This is a genomic window from Arthrobacter sp. TWP1-1 (genome assembly GCF_049897845.1).
Lineage (GTDB): Bacteria > Actinomycetota > Actinomycetes > Actinomycetales > Micrococcaceae > Specibacter.
Map to the genome: position 1 here is coordinate 242,412 of NZ_JAFCXC010000003.1, position 15,144 is coordinate 257,555.

A 15,144-nucleotide genomic window follows, 5' to 3' on the forward strand; every position below is an offset into this window, starting at 1 on the left:
CTTGCTGGGGCATGCTCCCAGCTTTCACCGATAAGCTTGATTCCATGCCTTTGAATTCTCGGTCCTGGCGGATTGCTGTGCCTTTTGCCGCCTCCGCACTGCTTGTTTTGACCGCCTGCTCCCCGTCGGTAACCATCAACGAAGCCAAGGACGCCAACAACCCGGCGTGCGCTCCTATGATGGTGGCCCTGCCAGATTCATTGGCCGATGCAAAACGCCGCACGACCTCAAGTCAGGCGACCGCGGCCTGGGGCGATCCATCTCTGGTGGTTCTGCGCTGCGGTGTTCAGGTGCTTGGGCCGACCACCGACAAGTGCGTCACGGTCAACGGTGTGGACTGGGTCCTCAAGCAAAAAAACACGACCTGGACCATCACGTCTTACGGACGCAATCCAGCCACGGAGCTGGTGTTGGAAGAAAACACGATTCCCTCAGACACCGTCTTGACGGAAATCTCCGCAGCCGTCTCCAAAATTCCCTCCACTGGAGGCTGCGTGGGCGTGGGCGACGTAGAGACTGCAGCACCAAGCACCTCGGCGGGGTAGCTCCTGGCTTAGGCCTTGACGCCCAGCTGCCACAGGGATGTAACTTCCTGCGATCGGGCGTCGAAGAACGGATCGCTGCTGTCCATGGAACGCGGGTGACGGGCTGGTGTGTCCAGCTTGTCCAAGACCGTGAGCCCGGAGTTTTCAATCCAGCTCAAAAGCTCTGCCCTGGTACGCAAGCCCAGGTGCTCGGCCAAATCGGAGATGATCAGCCAGCCCTCTCCCCCGGGTTCCAGATGACCCTTGAGTCCCGTGAGGAACGCCTTGAGCATGCGGCTCTTGGGATCATAGACAGCGTTGTCCAGCAAGGTATTTGCGGTTCCCGGCAGCCACGGCGGGTTACATACCACCAACGGTGCGCGACCTTCCGGGAACATGTTGGTCAGCGTTGCCTCTACCGTATCTGCCAAACCCAACGCCTGAAGGTTTTCCTGTGCGCACGCAATGGCGCGGGGTTCACTGTCCGTGGCAATGACGCGCTTCACGCCGCGCTGGGCCAAAATTGCCGCCAACACTCCAGTTCCTGTGCCGATATCAAACGCCAACTCCGTTGACGGAAGCTTTGCCTGCGCCACGAGCGCAAGATATTCACTACGGATGGGCGCAAACGTCCCATAGTGCGGGTGGATGACGGCATCGAGTTCCTGCACAAACAAGCCATTGCGGCGCCATTCGTACGCTCCAACGGCACCGAGAACATCCTGCAGCGTTGCAACCGTTGGCTCCTCAACGGGGCCGGCTGCTGCCAACCATGCCTGCGAAACATCCGGTGCCCGGCGCAGTGCCACGGCCGGACCTGGCTCCAACGGAACCAGTAATTGGCCCAGCATCCTTGCCCGCTGCGTGCGCCCCTGGCGGTAGCGGTAGAAAGCCTTGGCGACGTCTTCGCCGTCGTTCCTTGCAAAAGTGGGCAGGCGCCGGGCCATGGCAGAAAGCAGTTGGCGGGCATTGTGGTAATCGCCCTGCCACAACATGGCTGTCCCCTGAGCGGCGAGACGATAAGCTTCATCAGCTGTGAGGGAATCATCCACTGCCTGCACCTTTTTGGGTGCCGACGCACCGCTGGCGGAGAACCAGCGGGCAGTCTCCTCGACGTCCGCCTGCGTCCAGCTCAGGGTAGGTTCCGATTGCAGTGGCTGGGTGCTCATGGGTGGTGGGGCTCCTCGAAGTGTGCGGACTAGTGCTTCCGCAAAATCAGTAAGGCCCCAGTTTAGCCCGTGTACAGCGCGTGGAATTTGCGTGCTGGGGCTATATTCGGTCCATGACGAAAACACGCTTTAGCCCCGGCCTGAAACTCATGCTGATTGGCGGGCTCATCATGGTGGCAGGGATCGCCGGACTAATGGCCACGCCGATGTTTCCAGGCAGCAGCGAAAACACGGCGGTGCTGCTGGTTCTGCTCGTTGCCGTGGTTGGCGGCGGAGTGGTGTGCCTGATCGGGACAATCCGCCGGCTCGTGCATCAGTTCAAAACAACGGGACTCCTTGGTGTGAAGCCCAACGACTGAGTCGGGAACAGGCTCAGGGTCTCGACAGGCTCGACCAGCTGCGTGTCTCGACCCGCGGCGAGCAGGGACTAGCGGAGGCCGACCTTGCGGTTCAGTGCCAGCTGCAGGAGTTCATCAATCAGCTCCGGGTAAGCAAGTCCGGTTGCTGCCCACATTTGCGGGTACATGGAGCTGGGCGTGAAGCCCGGCATGGTGTTGATCTCGTTGATGATCAGCTCCCCGGCTTCTGTGTAGAAGAAGTCCACTCGGGACAAGCCCTCAGCACCAACGGCGTCGAACGCCAGAGCCGCTTGCTCCTGAATGCGTGCAACATCGCCGTCCGGCATGTCGGCCGGGCAGCTGAGGTTCACGGCACTGCCCTGAACGTACTTGGCCTCAAAATCGTAAAACGCGTGCTCATTGCCCAGCATGGCGATCTCACCAGGCAAGGAGACGCGAGGGGCGTCACTCCCCCGGCCCTCTAGGACCGCGATCTCGATCTCGCGGCCCACAATACCGGCCTCAATGACGAGCTTCAGGTCATGCTCGCGCGCCTCTTCGATGGCAGCGTCCAGCCCGTCCAGGGAATCCACCTTGGAGATGCCCATGGACGATCCAGCGCGGGCCGGCTTCACGAACACAGGGAAGCCAAGGGCCTCTACACGGGTGCGCACCTTGTCCGGATCCACGGTCCATTCGCGGTCAGTAACCGCAACATACGGGCCGACGGTCAGCCCTGCCGCCTCAAAAACCACTTTCATGTAGTGCTTGTCCATGCCGATGGCCGATGCCAATACGCCGGCGCCAACATAACGGGTGTCGCTGAGTTCCAACAGTCCCTGAACGGTTCCATCCTCGCCCCACGGTCCGTGCAACAGTGGGAACACCACGTCAACCGAACCCAACTCCTGCGGAACTGAGCTGGCCTCGGAAACCACCAGCTGGTGCCCACCGCCCAGGTGCGCCAAGGAAACAGTCTTGTCCCCCGCCAAAACCTCCGGCAGGGCACCCGACTTAAGTGACCAGCCTTCGATCTCCTCGCCAGCCAAAACCCACTGGCCGCTTTTTGCGATACCGATGGGGACGACGTCGTACTTGGTCCTGTCAATGGCAGCCAGCACACCGGCGGCAGTCACACAGCTGACGGCGTGCTCACTGGAGCGGCCGCCAAAGAGAATGGCAACGCGAATGGGCGCAGTTGTGGCAGGGGAATCGGTAGTCACGCGTTAATCGCCTTCGGATTTCAGTTGGCGGGCCAGCAGCAGCGGGCCCAGTTCATCGACAGTCAGTTTACCTTCAAGGACGCCCACCACCGCGTTGGTGATCGGCATATCCACGCCCACCTTGGCGGCAAGCTCCGACACTGCACGGCCGGACTTAATGCCCTCCGCCGTCTGCGTCATGCGATTGTTGACCTCGTCAAGGGTCAAGCCTTCGCCGAGCATGCGGCCAGCGGTGTGGTTGCGGCTCAGCGAGGACGAGCACGTAGCCACGAGGTCTCCCAGACCGGCCAGACCTGACATGGTCTCAGCCTTGCCGCCCAACGCCAGCGCCAAACGCGTGGTCTCGGCCAGCCCGCGGGTGATGACGGAAGCCTTCGTGTTGTCGCCAACCTTCTTGCCCTCGCAGATGCCAACGCACAGCGCAATCACGTTTTTCACGATCCCGCCGATCTCCACGCCCACCACGTCATCGACGGTGTACGGGCGGAAATACTTGGGCTTGCAAACCGTCGCGACCCACTTGGCCGTGTTCTCGTCAGAACACGCCACAACAGAGGCCGTTGGTTCCTGACGCGCAATTTCCATGGCGAGGTTGGGCCCGGAAATCACCACGACGCGCTCGGGGCTCAAACCAAGTTCGGCCTCGATCACCTGGGACATGCGCTGGTCAGTACCCAGCTCAAGTCCCTTCATCAAACTAATGACGACGGCGTCCTTGGCCAGGTGCCCGGCCAGGCTCCGCAGCTGCTCACGAAGAGTCTGCGCAGGAACCGCCAGAACCACCAATTCGGCGTCCTTCAGCACTTCCAGCACGTCGCTGGAGGCCGTGATGTTCGCCGGCAGCTCGATTGTGGAAAGGTAGCGCGGATTGCGGTGGAGATTATTGATCTGGTCAACAACTTCCTGCCGACGTCCCCACAACACAATCTTGCGGTCCGTTCCAGCCGCCGCGTCACCGAGGATCTTCGCGAATGTGGTTCCCCAGCTGCCAGCGCCCAACACAGCAATCTTGGCCGGCGCTTTGCCATCCACATAGCTCACTGGAGGTCACCTTTTTCTGTTGTGCCGACGTCGTTCTTGGTCTGTTCCTGCTCGTCACCCTTGGCGCCACGCTCAACGAATCGGCCGTGAGCCGACTGCTGATGAGCGGCGGGGTTCCAACGCTCGGCCGGAGCCTGCTCGCCGCGGAGTTCTTCCAGCATGGACGTGAGTTCAGCCATGATGACCTCGGTGACAGCCTCAAGCGTTTCTTTGTCAGCAGGCATTCCCGCAAAAGCGCTCAGGTCCACGGGGTTGCCGACAACAACCTTCACCTTCTTGCGCGGGAAGATCTTGAAGCCCTTGGCGTATCGCGGGAAGACTTCCTGCGCACCCCAATGGACCACGGGGATCACCTTGGCGCCGGTCCCCAGGGCGAGCCTGGCAGCGCCGGTGCGCCCCTTCATAGGCCACAGCTCCGGGTCGCGGGTGAGCGTACCTTCGGGGTAGATGACAACCGCGCCGGCGCCGTCGAGCACTTCCTGCGCGGCAACCAAAGATTTACCGGCACCCGCACCGCTGCGCTCCACAGGAATCTGGTTCGCGCCGCGTAAAGCGGCACCAAGAATCGGGTTCTTAAAGAGCCCATCCTTGGCTAGGAAGTGCGGCATGATGTTCTGGTTGTAGAGCATGTGCCCCACCACAATAGGATCGATCTCGGTGCAGTGATTCGGAACCACGATGAAGCCTTCATCACGGGGCAGGCGGTCAAGGCCGTACCATTCCTTGCCAAGGACAACGTTCATGAGCGACCGCGCTACACCAGCCAGCAGCGCAAAGAACAGCCTGGTCCGAAGGCTCATTCCTTGGGGCTTAAAGGCGCGCTTGAAAGTTGACTTGCCAGACTGATCAGCGCTCATGGTCCTTACCCTACAAACTTTTTGGAGTCGTGGACGTCGAAATCGGCACCTAGTCCTTGAAGCTTGGTAGTAAAGCGCTCATAGCCGCGGCTAATCACGTCGATGCCGGTCACCGTTGAGGTCCCTTCGGCGGCCAGTGCGGCAATCATGTGGCTGAAGCCACCGCGCAGGTCGGGGACATTGATTTTGGCACCCTTGAGCGGGGTGGATCCGGAGATGACGGCGGAGTGAATGAAGTTGCGCTGGCCAAAACGGCACGGGATGCTGCCTAGGCACTCGCGGTGGAGCTGGATGCTGGCACCCATCCGCGTCAACGCCTTGGTGAATCCAAAGCGGTTCTCATAAACGGTTTCGTGGACGATTGAGACGCCCTCGGCCTGCGTGAGAGCCACGACGAGAGGCTGCTGCCAATCGGTCATGAAGCCCGGGTGAACGTCGGTTTCCAGGACCAAGGGCTTCAGCGCCCCGCCCTTATGGAAGAAGCGGATGCCGTCATCGTGAATGTCCATGCCGCCGCCGATCTTGCGGAACGTGTTCACGAACGTCATCATGTCACGCTGGCTGGCGCCTTCAACGTAAATGTCGCCGCCGGTTACCAAGGCCGCCGAGGCCCAGGACGCCGATTCGTTGCGGTCAGGCAGGGCCGTGTGATCGTAACCGGTGAGCTCGCTGACGCCTTCAATGCGAATGGTCCGGTCCGTCTGCACAGAGATGATGGCGCCCATCTTTTGCAAGATGGCGATCAAGTCAATGATCTCCGGTTCGGTTGCGGCACCGGAAAGTTCGGTGATGCCTTCGGCGCGTGTGGCCGAGAGAAGTACCTGCTCGGTTGCCCCGACGCTGGGGTACGGCAATGAGATCTTGGTGCCCCTAAGACCTGTGGGCGCACTGATGAGAATTCCGCCACCGGTCTTGTCCACCACGGCGCCAAACTTACGCAGGACCTCAAGGTGATAGTCGATGGGGCGGTCGCCAATTTTGCAGCCACCGAGGTCAGGGATGAAGGCGTGGCCAATGGAGTGAATCATCGGTCCGCAGAGCAGAATCGGGATGCGGGAGTCACCGGCGTGGGTGTTGATCTCCGAGCTGGAGGCCTTCTTGGCGTTGGCCGGGTCCAGGGTCAGATCTCCGGTGACAGAATCCTTTTCCACGGTGATGCCGTGAATCTGCAGCAACGAGGTAACTACTTCAACGTCCTTGATCTCAGGGACATTGCGCAGCGTCGATGGGGAATTTCCCAGCAATGCGGCCACCATGGCCTTGGGAACCAAGTTCTTGGCTCCGCGCACCTGGACACGTCCCTTGAGCGGGACACCACCTCGAACTGTCAGAATTCCGCTCATCGTCACCTATACCTGTATTCCAGCATCCGCAAAGCACGGCAGCCTCCGTCAAGCATAGTTTCTCCGCTACGTATGCCGAAATGAACGCGCGCTAGTTGGGCGCCAGCTTGCGCAGGTGAGTCCGGGGGCTGGGCCGGACAACCGCCGTCGTTCTGGACGGTTCCGGGAGCCCCGGGGGCCAGTGCGGTCATCCGCCTGTGGCCGACCCATGTCGAATGACCGCGACAGCCCCCACAACGAATGGCAGCGTCAGGAGGACACGTCGGAACCATGGACTTCCGATAGGGATTGTGCCGGCGGCTCCTCCACAGGGGCAATGGCGGCACCTGTTGTCCACAATTGCACCCCGCCGACGTCGAATCCGGCCTGGAGACGCGCAACCTTGGACTGTGAATACTTTTGAGCTCCCATCGTTCATCACAGCCGAAAGCAAATACGAGGACGAGCATTCGGCCCGCAGGCTGTCCCGCCTGGCTAAGTCCGGGGCCCTAATTCGAGTCCGTCGAGGGCTCTATTTACCCGCCGACGTCTGGAGCTCATTGACTCCTTGGCACAAATACCGAGTGAAGATTCAGTCGGTTCATGAAACTGCTGTCGGCAAGCCGGTTTTCGCTCGGGAATCCGCAGCACAAATCATTGGCTTGCCCTTGATTGGCACACCGAAGGATGTACAGACCATAGTTCCTCGGGGCAGGATCGGGGGTCAAAGCAGCAATGGCGTGCATCGTCTGAACGGGATCGATCGGGACCCGAAACCGTGGGAAATGTTCGGCCTCTTGGTCACCCCGCCTGTGCAAACGGCACGTGACATGGCCGTCAGGCTCCCCCTCACCAAGTCGTTGGCCGCGATGGACAGACTGCTGCAAGGCAAGGTGTTTCCTGGTTCGCCACCCCAGATGAACCTGACCTTCACAGAGCAACACGTTATCGACTCTGTCGCACTTCTGCCCAACGAAACGCAACGTGGCCGCGTCATGAGAGTTCTGGAGGCCGCCAACGGACTATCTCAATCCGCCGGAGAGTCCCTTAGCAGAGCATTCATGATCCTTAACGGTTTCCCGCGGCCCACATTGCAGGTGGAATTCAGAGATGGGCGGGGCCGCATCGGTTTTCCCGACTTTGATTGGGAAGAGTACAAGACTCTCGGCGAATTTGATGGCTACGAAAAGTACTCCGCCCAGAAGTATCTCAAGGGCAAGACACCCTCCGAGGTGGTGGTGGAGGAAAAGAATCGTGAAAACAGGTTACGGGCCTTGGGCTACAACGTGGTCCGCTGGACCTGGGATGATCTCAAGTACCCCCAGAGACTCATCGCCCTGCTCCACGAGGCAGGGTTGCCCTCGAAATAGATGCCTGACGGGCGGGACGAAAGTGGACTTCCGCCATCGTTTTGGACAGTCTCACGAGCTCAGGGGGCCGAGGTGGTCTTTCGCCCCCGGCAGGCCGCCAGCAGATGTCCACAACGGCCCCCTCGCAGCAGTTTCAGGGCATTTGAGGGCGCCATACAACAAAGCCGGCCCGCCCCTTTGAGGGACGGGCCGGCTGCCAAGCTACTGCGGTTAGACCTTCACCGGCAGCGTGGTGGGCTTGTACGACGGGCGCGTGGCCTCGAACGCGGTGATGGCCGGTTCGTCGCGCAGCGTCAAACCAATGTCATCGAGTCCTTCGAGCAGGCGCCAACGCGTGTAGTCGTCAATCTGGAACGGGGCAACAACAGTGCCCGCCGTAACCATCTTGGCCACCAGGTCAACGGTGATCTCGGTGCCTGGAGCGTTTTCCAGGACCTTCCAGATCAGCTCGATGTCATCCTGAGCCACCTCGGCGGCAACAAGTCCCTGCTTGCCCGAGTTGCCGCGGAAAATATCGGCAAATCGTGAGGACAGCACGGCCTTGAAGCCGTAGTCCTTGAGGGCCCAAACTGCATGCTCACGTGAGGAACCAGTACCGAAATCGGCACCAGCAACCAGTACAGAACCTGCAACGTAGGGCTCGCGGTTCAAGATGAATTCCGGATCCTTGCGCCAGCTGGAGAACAGTGCGTCCTCGAAGCCGGTGCGGGTGATCCGCTTGAGGTAGACGGCCGGAATGATCTGGTCGGTGTCAACGTTGCTTTGGCGCAGCGGGACACCAATGCCGGTGTGGGTGGAGAACTTTTCCATGGTGTTAGCTCCTTACGCTACGGTGCTTGCAGGTGACAGGTCCGACGGCGAGCTGAGGGTTCCGCGGATAGCGGTAGCAGCTGCCACAACAGGAGAAACCAGGTGTGTGCGGCCACCCTTGCCCTGCCGGCCCTCAAAGTTACGGTTGGACGTGGAGGCACAACGTTCGCCCGGTTCCAGCTGGTCCGGGTTCATGCCCAGGCACATGGAGCAACCGGCAAAACGCCATTCTGCACCGAAGTCAAGGAATACCTTGTCGAGGCCTTCAGCCTCTGCTTCCAGACGGACGCGTGCAGATCCGGGAACAACCAGCATGCGGATGTTGGGATCCTTTTCGCGGCCGCGGATAATGTCCGCTGCTGCGCGGAGGTCCTCGATGCGGGAGTTGGTGCAGGAACCTAGGAACACCGTGTCAACACGGATGTCCTTCATCGGTGTGCCGGCTTCCAGATCCATGTACGCCAACGCGCGTTCGGCAGCGGCCTTGGCGTTTTCATCGCCAAAGTCCTCCGGGTTCGGCACGTTGTCGCTCAAGGAAACACCCTGGCCCGGGTTGGTTCCCCAGGTAACGAAGGGATCCAGCGTGTTGGCGTCAAGGAAGACCTCGGCGTCGAATTCGGCGTCGGCCTCGGTGTTCAGGGACTTCCAGTACTCAACAGCGGCATCCCAGTCGTCACCCTCGGGTGCATGGGCGCGGCCCTTGAGGTAATCGAAGGTGATTTCATCGGGGCCGATCATGCCTGCACGGGCGCCTGCCTCGATGGACATGTTGCACACGGTCATGCGGGCGTCCATGGACAGTGCACGGATGGCGGAACCGCGATATTCGAGCACGTAGCCCTGACCGCCGCCGGTGCCGATCTTGGCGATGACGGCAAGGATGATGTCCTTGGACGTGACGCCGGGGCGCAGTGTGCCTTCAACGTTGATGGCCATGGTCTTGAACGGCTTCAGCGGCAACGTCTGGGTTGCCATGACGTGCTCAACCTCGGAGGTACCGATTCCGAATGCCAGGGCGCCAACTGCACCGTGGGTTGAGGTGTGCGAGTCGCCGCAAACAACTGTCATGCCCGGCTGGGTCAGACCCAGCTGCGGGCCCACCACGTGAACAATTCCCTGCTCGGCGTCGCCGAGCGAATGCAGGCGGACACCGAACTCGGCGCAGTTGTTGCGCAGCGTCTGGATCTGGGTGCGGCTCGTGAGATCGGCAATCGGCTTGTCGATGGCCAGCGTTGGAGTGTTGTGATCCTCCGTGGCGATGGTCAGGTCCGGGCGGCGCAACGGCCGACCAGCTAGGCGCAGGCCCTCGAAGGCCTGCGGCGAGGTGACCTCGTGGATCAAGTGAAGGTCGATGTACAGAAGGTCAGGCTGGGCAGCGTCGCCATCACCTTCGCCTTGCTTTACAACGTGGTCGCGCCATACCTTTTCGGCCAGCGTCTTCGCGGTCTTTCGCGGAGTCGATGTCGAAACGGTCGGCACCTGTGCTGAGTCGTGTGCTTCGGGTGTGGTTGCCTCGGTCACGGCCAGCTCCCTTCATCTGTTGAGCATGGAATCCGGACGTATAATTAGCGCCAGAACCCTTGCTCGGTGGTTTGTATATCTCTTACTGAACCAGTCAGCCCAACACCTAGGCCAGCCAGTCGATTTGCATCTCACATGCTGAGACGTCAATATCATTACATGGACAATTCTAGTGGCGTTGGCGTCATCGATAAAGCGGCTCTTGTGCTGGATGCATTGGAGGCCGGCCCGACCACCCTGGCTCAGCTTGTTGCGGCCACCGGTTTGGCGCGGCCTACCGTGCACAGGTTGGCACTTGCCTTGGTACATCACAGGCTCGTCAGCCGCGACATGCAGGGCCGTTTTGTGCTCGGCAGCCGCCTCGTTGAGCTGGCTTCTGCCGCCGGCGAGGACAGGCTCATCGCCGCAGCCGGTCCCGTTTTGCTCCAGCTGCGCGACTCCACCGGCGAGAGCGCTCAGATTTTCCGTCGCCAGGGAGATTCGCGCGTTTGCGTGGCCTCGGCCGAGCGCCCCATCGGTTTGCGCGACACCATTCCCGTTGGCACGCAGCTCACCATGAAGGCCGGTTCAGCAGCTCAGGTACTTCTGGCGTGGGAAGACCACGAGCGCCTGCTCGAGGGCCTGCACAATGCCCGCTTCACACCGACCGTTTTGGCTGGTGTCCGTCGTCGCGGTTGGGGCCAGTCACTCGGCGAGCGTGAGCCCGGTGTCGCCTCGGTTTCCGCTCCCGTGCGTGGCCCCTCCGGCCGCGTCATCGCAGCGGTTTCCATTTCCGGCCCGATCGAACGCCTGACCCGTCAGCCGGGACGCCTGCACGCGGAGATCGTGTGCAACGCGTCCCGCATCCTGACCGAGGCACTGCGCAAGAACGCCTAATGGCGGGACAATCTAGCGGCGCATGAGGGTGTTCGGCTAGTGTTTGGGCATGACTAAATACGCTGTGTTCCTTCGTGGAATCAACGTCGGCGGCATCAATTTGAAGATGGCTGATCTTCGCACAGCACTTGCCACACTCCCCCTGACCCGCGTCAAGACGCTGCTGGCCTCGGGCAACGTGGTCTGCACGGCAGAGGCCTCCCCCACGGATCTGAAATCCATGGTGGAGGCCTTGTTGCGTGAAACCTTTGGCTACGAGGCGTGGGTGGTCATCATGGATTTGCCGCAGCTCGAAAACATCATCGACACCTGCCCTTGGCCGGCCGATGACCCGGCCACCCACAGCTACATCACGCTATCCTCGGATCCCGCGGTCTTGGATGAGCTCGCGCGCCACGGTGGCGAGATTGCCGGCGTCGAACTGGCGAGGCTCAGCCCCGAAGCCTTGGCCTGGCCGGCCGCGACGGGTGGCACCCTTGACAGCCCGTTCAGCAAGCTTTCGGCCCGCCCACGCTATAAAAGTACGACGACGACCCGCAACTTGCGCACGCTCGTCAAGTGCCGCGACACCTTGGCCCTGTAATGGGCTAGTTCGGTGCTTGATCCCCGGATTCGAGAGGCTCAACCAACGGCGACGGCGAGGGCTTCCTGGAACGCACGGTACTGGGCAATCTCGGCTTCGACGGGAGTCACCACAAGCGTCTCTGACACCTCGGCGACACTCTCACGCAGACGCCGTCGGGCCTGGGTTGCACGACCGCCGGCGCCCGCCATGGCGAGGAATTTACTCGTAATGGCAAGGAAGATTCCTAACACTACACCCGCAATCACCATGAGCGTTGGCAGCGGCCAATCCTCAACTTTGGGAGTCTCGGGCACGGGCATCTGGAAGTAGCCCAGCGCGGCCAGTGCACCCAACCAGAGCAGTCCACCCACAGCTACGAGCAACGCCAACCACTGGATCACGTTGAACACCGGCCACCACCATGCACGGGTGTTGGCCTTGAGGTCGGTGCTGGCCACGGCCTGATCGAGAGCTTCAGGCAGCTCGGTACGGCTGCTGCGCGCGGCCGCCCGGATGGATGCCCGCCACGGACCGGAGGATCCATCGCTGGCAACATCAGCAAAATCGCGGACGGATGAATCAATCTGGGCGAGTTCCGCGGGACCGGCCGGTGGCATCGAGGTTCTGTTGACCGCAGATGTTCCCTCGCGGCGCAGACTTAGCCGCCGGAGCGGATCCTTGCGGAACCGCGAAAGCCACCGCGTCACGGGCCAGCCAGTCTGTTTTGTGGCGTCCAGCTTGTACGATGTCCGGACGGCGGAGACCACAGTTTCAACGTGCACGGCACCGGCCAGCCCTGCGGCCAATGACTTCCGGTCGTGCTGGTGAACGCCAGCAGCGTCGCCGTCTCCGGAGACCACTGCGAGTCGCTGTGCGGCCACGGCAACATCGGCGGCAAGGCGTGCCGACTTGGCTGCCTTTGCCTTGACCACGGTGGCAATACGGCGCCGCAGTTCGGGGATACCCTCGCCAGTCAGGGCCGAAACGCCGGAGACTGCAACATTGCCCAGGCCGTCGCGATCCAGAATGGACGACAACGATTCCAGCACCGGCTTCACCTCGGAGGAGGCCAGCTTGTCCACCTGATTCAGAACTACCAGCGTCACGGCGGCATGCGTTGAAAAGGGCCGAATGAAATCATTATGAATTGCAGCGTCGGCGTATTTTTGCGGATCAACAACCCACACCAAAACATCAACCTGGCCGGCCAAACGCTCCACAATGCGGCGGTTGCTCAACTGAATTGAATCAAAATCGGGCAAGTCGAGCAGAACCAGCCCACCGTCGTCGTCCGTCAGTCCTGGCACGGCTGTGCCCTCACGACGATCTGCGACCTCCAGCCAATCCAACAGCGGCGAACTGCCCACGGGGCCCCAGACCATGGCGAGCGGCTCGCTGGTGGTGGGACGACGGACGGCAACGCGCGCTACATCCGTGCCAGCCACCGCATTGAAGAGCGACGACTTTCCGCTTCCCGTGGCCCCAAAGAACCCAACCACTGTGTGATCGGCACTCAGGGATCGGCGTGATGTTGCCCGCTCAAGAACAGCGTATACCTCGGACAGCGCGGCATCATCGAGCCGGCCCTCACCGAGTTCGCGGGCGTCATCAAGCGCGGCAAGTTGGCGTTCAAGCGTTGATTCGGCGCGCGCCTGACGATACCGGCTCATGCGCGTGGCTCCTTGCCGCCAAGGTCAACCAACTGACCGGCCAATGAATCGAGGCGCTGCACCAACGTTCCGCTGTCCACTGGGCCAAGCCGGTCTAGAAAGCGCCGTTTCTGGCGTTCGAGGAGACTTGTGCAGCGTAGATCGAGCGCTTCTTTTGCCTCGCGGGCAAGGCGCCGTACGGCATCCTCGCCAAAGATGGCTTCCAATAACTTTTGACCGACCACTGCGGTGCCGCCAGCGATGCCGACCTCTGCGCCTGTCAGTCCCCCGGTAAAGGAGAAGACCACGATCATCAAGATAACGCCAAGTCCATTGACACCGAGCGAGAGCCACCGGGCCTGGGAGCGCTTGCCGGCTCCTTCAGCTCGGATGAGCGCCATGACTTCTCCTTGCCATGCCCGAATTTCTGCGGCGACCTCGGTCGGGAATTCGGCACTGACGCCGGAAAGGTCATCTATACCCAGCAGCTGGCGCCCGGCCGGATCGGCCCGCCACCGTTGATCGGCGTCCTCGGAAGCGCGGCCACCCTGGTCAACAATGACTGCCTGCAATCCAGTTTCGATGGCAACCTCAACCTTGACGGCAGGCGGCGGTTGGCCCTTGAAGAACGCACCAATTCTGTCGCGCAACCGGCCAATCCCGTTTTCCAGCGCACGGAAGAACTCCCCTGTTCCCACAAAGTCCTGCCAACGGGCCAGCACCTCGCCGCGAAGGAGCGTGCCGTCGCTGGTGGCCCTGTTGATGCGCGTCGCGGCGTCCGCGAACGCAGCCTCGACGTCCTCGGTAAGCTGCTCACCGGCGTCGTGCTGGGCCTGAACGGCTCCGGAGAGCATTTCTACCTTGCCAGCAAGGGAACGAACAGTTCCGTTGAGCGTGCGGCGGACGATCTCAGCACGTCCAGTGGCGTCCTCGCTGATGCTGGCCAACCAACTGTTGATGGGTGCAACGATGTCCGCGGGTAGCATGCCCAGCTCGTCGAGGGGCGCCTCGGGAACAACAAAAAGTTGCGCTCCGGATAGGCCTTCTCGCGTCAGCATTTCCTGCAGGTCTGCGGCGATTTCTTGTTCGGCACCCGGCGGGACACGGTCAAGGATGACCGCCACCATAATGTCCCGGGAGGCAGCATCGAGGAGGAGCTTCCACGGCACGGCATCGGCGTACCTGTTGGCAGTGGTGACGAAAAGCCAGAGATCTGCGGCCGCGAGGAGCTGCCCGGCCAGCTGCCGGTTGTCATCCGAGATGGAGTCAACATCGGGAGCGTCAAGGAGGGCAATTCCAGAAGGCACGGCGGTATCAGCCACAAGCACCAGGGACGTCATGGCGCTGGCATCGGGAGCGGCGCCGGCCCGGGACGCGGGGGTGTTGCCCTTGACCAGCTCGCCCTGAACGCGGTGAAGCGTGGGCAACACACGTGTTGAGGTAAACCAAGGAGCGTCATGGGGGTTGTGCAGCAAGATCGGCTGGCGCGTGGTTGGCCGGATGGCACCGGAACGCGTCACGGGATGGCCAACCAACGCGTTGACGAGGGTCGACTTGCCTGCGCCCGTCGACCCACCAACCACGGCCAGCAGGGGCGCTTCAAGGCTGCGCCACCTCGGCAGGATGTAATCATCCAACTGGCCTAGGGCGGATGCAGCCGATGACCGGGCCTCGTCCACCCCGGGCAGGGCAAGGGGAAGTTCCAGCGCGGCTAGCTCGGTGCGCACATTTTCCAACAACCCAACGGCTGCCTCTTGTACCAAGGCGGCCGCGCCGTTGTCGCTTGAAAGACTCGATTCGGAGGGGTTCACAGCTTCATCATGCCAGCTAGTGGCCCGCAGCAAAGGCGTGGCGTGCAAAGAATGGCGAATTTATTTGT

At 61.5% G+C, this 15,144-nt stretch carries 14 protein-coding genes; 5 read left to right on the forward strand and 9 right to left on the reverse strand.

Annotated features, from left to right (window positions below):
* Window positions 1-44 precede the first annotated feature (44 nt).
* The gene (locus tag ACP7B9_RS07545) at window positions 45-545 is read left to right on the forward strand and encodes a DUF3515 domain-containing protein (RefSeq protein ID WP_425862174.1); all 501 of its coding nucleotides are present in this window, start codon (window positions 45-47) and stop codon (window positions 543-545) included.
* Between the two features lie 8 nt (window positions 546-553).
* On the opposite strand, the gene ACP7B9_RS07550 is transcribed toward ACP7B9_RS07545, so the two are convergent.
* Window positions 554-1,693: a methyltransferase gene (locus tag ACP7B9_RS07550; protein WP_425862176.1), complete on the reverse strand. Its 1,140-nt coding sequence runs from the start codon at window positions 1,691-1,693 to the stop codon at window positions 554-556.
* 113 nt (window positions 1,694-1,806) lie between these two features.
* Here ACP7B9_RS07550 and ACP7B9_RS07555 point away from each other — a divergent pair, with 113 nt between their 5' ends.
* On the forward strand, window positions 1,807-2,052 hold the full coding sequence (locus ACP7B9_RS07555; protein ID WP_425862178.1) for a hypothetical protein: 246 nt from the start codon (window positions 1,807-1,809) through the stop codon (window positions 2,050-2,052).
* A gap of 68 nt (window positions 2,053-2,120) precedes the next feature.
* On the opposite strand, the gene ACP7B9_RS07560 is transcribed toward ACP7B9_RS07555, so the two are convergent.
* From ACP7B9_RS07560 to murA, 4 genes are read right to left on the reverse strand one after another with little or no spacing between them, the layout of a single operon-like run.
* Window positions 2,121-3,254 carry a D-alanine--D-alanine ligase family protein gene (locus ACP7B9_RS07560; RefSeq protein WP_425862180.1) on the reverse strand — a complete coding sequence of 378 codons (1,134 nt, stop codon included), beginning with the start codon at window positions 3,252-3,254 and terminating at the stop codon, window positions 2,121-2,123.
* 3 nt (window positions 3,255-3,257) lie between these two features.
* A complete protein-coding gene (locus ACP7B9_RS07565) occupies window positions 3,258-4,295 on the reverse strand; it encodes an NAD(P)H-dependent glycerol-3-phosphate dehydrogenase (RefSeq protein WP_425862182.1) in 1,038 nt (345 codons plus the stop codon).
* Window positions 4,292-5,152: a lysophospholipid acyltransferase family protein gene (locus ACP7B9_RS07570; protein WP_425862184.1), complete on the reverse strand. Its 861-nt coding sequence runs from the start codon at window positions 5,150-5,152 to the stop codon at window positions 4,292-4,294. Before ACP7B9_RS07570 ends, ACP7B9_RS07565 begins: the two co-directional genes overlap by 4 nt.
* A gap of 5 nt (window positions 5,153-5,157) precedes the next feature.
* Window positions 5,158-6,495, reverse strand: coding sequence for a UDP-N-acetylglucosamine 1-carboxyvinyltransferase (gene murA / locus ACP7B9_RS07575; protein ID WP_425862186.1), 1,338 nt, complete (start codon window positions 6,493-6,495; stop codon window positions 5,158-5,160).
* A gap of 389 nt (window positions 6,496-6,884) precedes the next feature.
* On the opposite strand from murA, the gene ACP7B9_RS07580 reads away from it, so the two are divergent.
* Window positions 6,885-7,844 carry a hypothetical protein gene (locus ACP7B9_RS07580; RefSeq protein WP_425862187.1) on the forward strand — a complete coding sequence of 320 codons (960 nt, stop codon included), beginning with the start codon at window positions 6,885-6,887 and terminating at the stop codon, window positions 7,842-7,844.
* A 210-nt stretch (window positions 7,845-8,054) separates the two neighbouring features.
* Here ACP7B9_RS07580 and leuD read toward each other — a convergent pair whose 3' ends face one another.
* Window positions 8,055-8,654: a 3-isopropylmalate dehydratase small subunit gene (gene leuD / locus ACP7B9_RS07585; protein WP_425862189.1), complete on the reverse strand. Its 600-nt coding sequence runs from the start codon at window positions 8,652-8,654 to the stop codon at window positions 8,055-8,057.
* Between the two features lie 12 nt (window positions 8,655-8,666).
* On the reverse strand, window positions 8,667-10,133 hold the full coding sequence (gene leuC / locus ACP7B9_RS07590) for a 3-isopropylmalate dehydratase large subunit (RefSeq protein WP_425862569.1): 1,467 nt from the start codon (window positions 10,131-10,133) through the stop codon (window positions 8,667-8,669).
* A 201-nt stretch (window positions 10,134-10,334) separates the two neighbouring features.
* On the opposite strand from leuC, the gene ACP7B9_RS07595 reads away from it, so the two are divergent.
* On the forward strand, window positions 10,335-11,051 hold the full coding sequence (locus ACP7B9_RS07595) for an IclR family transcriptional regulator (protein WP_425862191.1): 717 nt from the start codon (window positions 10,335-10,337) through the stop codon (window positions 11,049-11,051).
* Between the two features lie 49 nt (window positions 11,052-11,100).
* Window positions 11,101-11,634, forward strand: coding sequence for a DUF1697 domain-containing protein (locus ACP7B9_RS07600; RefSeq protein ID WP_425862192.1), 534 nt, complete (start codon window positions 11,101-11,103; stop codon window positions 11,632-11,634).
* 38 nt (window positions 11,635-11,672) lie between these two features.
* Here the strand turns inward: ACP7B9_RS07600 and ACP7B9_RS07605 are convergent, their stop codons facing one another.
* Together ACP7B9_RS07605 and ACP7B9_RS07610 are read right to left on the reverse strand one after the other, a co-directional pair.
* Window positions 11,673-13,286, reverse strand: a complete 1,614-nt coding sequence (locus tag ACP7B9_RS07605; protein ID WP_425862194.1) for a GTPase — start codon at window positions 13,284-13,286, stop codon at window positions 11,673-11,675.
* On the reverse strand, window positions 13,283-15,076 hold the full coding sequence (locus tag ACP7B9_RS07610) for a dynamin family protein (RefSeq protein WP_425862196.1): 1,794 nt from the start codon (window positions 15,074-15,076) through the stop codon (window positions 13,283-13,285). Before ACP7B9_RS07610 ends, ACP7B9_RS07605 begins: the two co-directional genes overlap by 4 nt.
* Window positions 15,077-15,144 lie beyond the last annotated feature (68 nt).

Excerpts from the sequence above, each read along its gene's own strand:
- ACP7B9_RS07545 (WP_425862174.1), top strand. The coding sequence starts at position 45 with ATGCCTTTGAATTCTCGGTCCTGGCGGATTGCTGTGCCTTTTGCCGCC.
- ACP7B9_RS07550 (WP_425862176.1), bottom strand. The coding sequence starts at position 1,693 with ATGAGCACCCAGCCACTGCAATCGGAACCTACCCTGAGCTGGACGCAG.
- ACP7B9_RS07555 (WP_425862178.1), top strand. The coding sequence starts at position 1,807 with ATGACGAAAACACGCTTTAGCCCCGGCCTGAAACTCATGCTGATTGGC.
- ACP7B9_RS07570 (WP_425862184.1), bottom strand. The coding sequence starts at position 5,152 with ATGAGCGCTGATCAGTCTGGCAAGTCAACTTTCAAGCGCGCCTTTAAG.
- murA (WP_425862186.1), bottom strand. The coding sequence starts at position 6,495 with ATGAGCGGAATTCTGACAGTTCGAGGTGGTGTCCCGCTCAAGGGACGT.
- leuD (WP_425862189.1), bottom strand. The coding sequence starts at position 8,654 with ATGGAAAAGTTCTCCACCCACACCGGCATTGGTGTCCCGCTGCGCCAA.
- ACP7B9_RS07595 (WP_425862191.1), top strand. The coding sequence starts at position 10,335 with ATGGACAATTCTAGTGGCGTTGGCGTCATCGATAAAGCGGCTCTTGTG.
- ACP7B9_RS07600 (WP_425862192.1), top strand. The coding sequence starts at position 11,101 with ATGACTAAATACGCTGTGTTCCTTCGTGGAATCAACGTCGGCGGCATC.
- ACP7B9_RS07605 (WP_425862194.1), bottom strand. The coding sequence starts at position 13,286 with ATGAGCCGGTATCGTCAGGCGCGCGCCGAATCAACGCTTGAACGCCAA.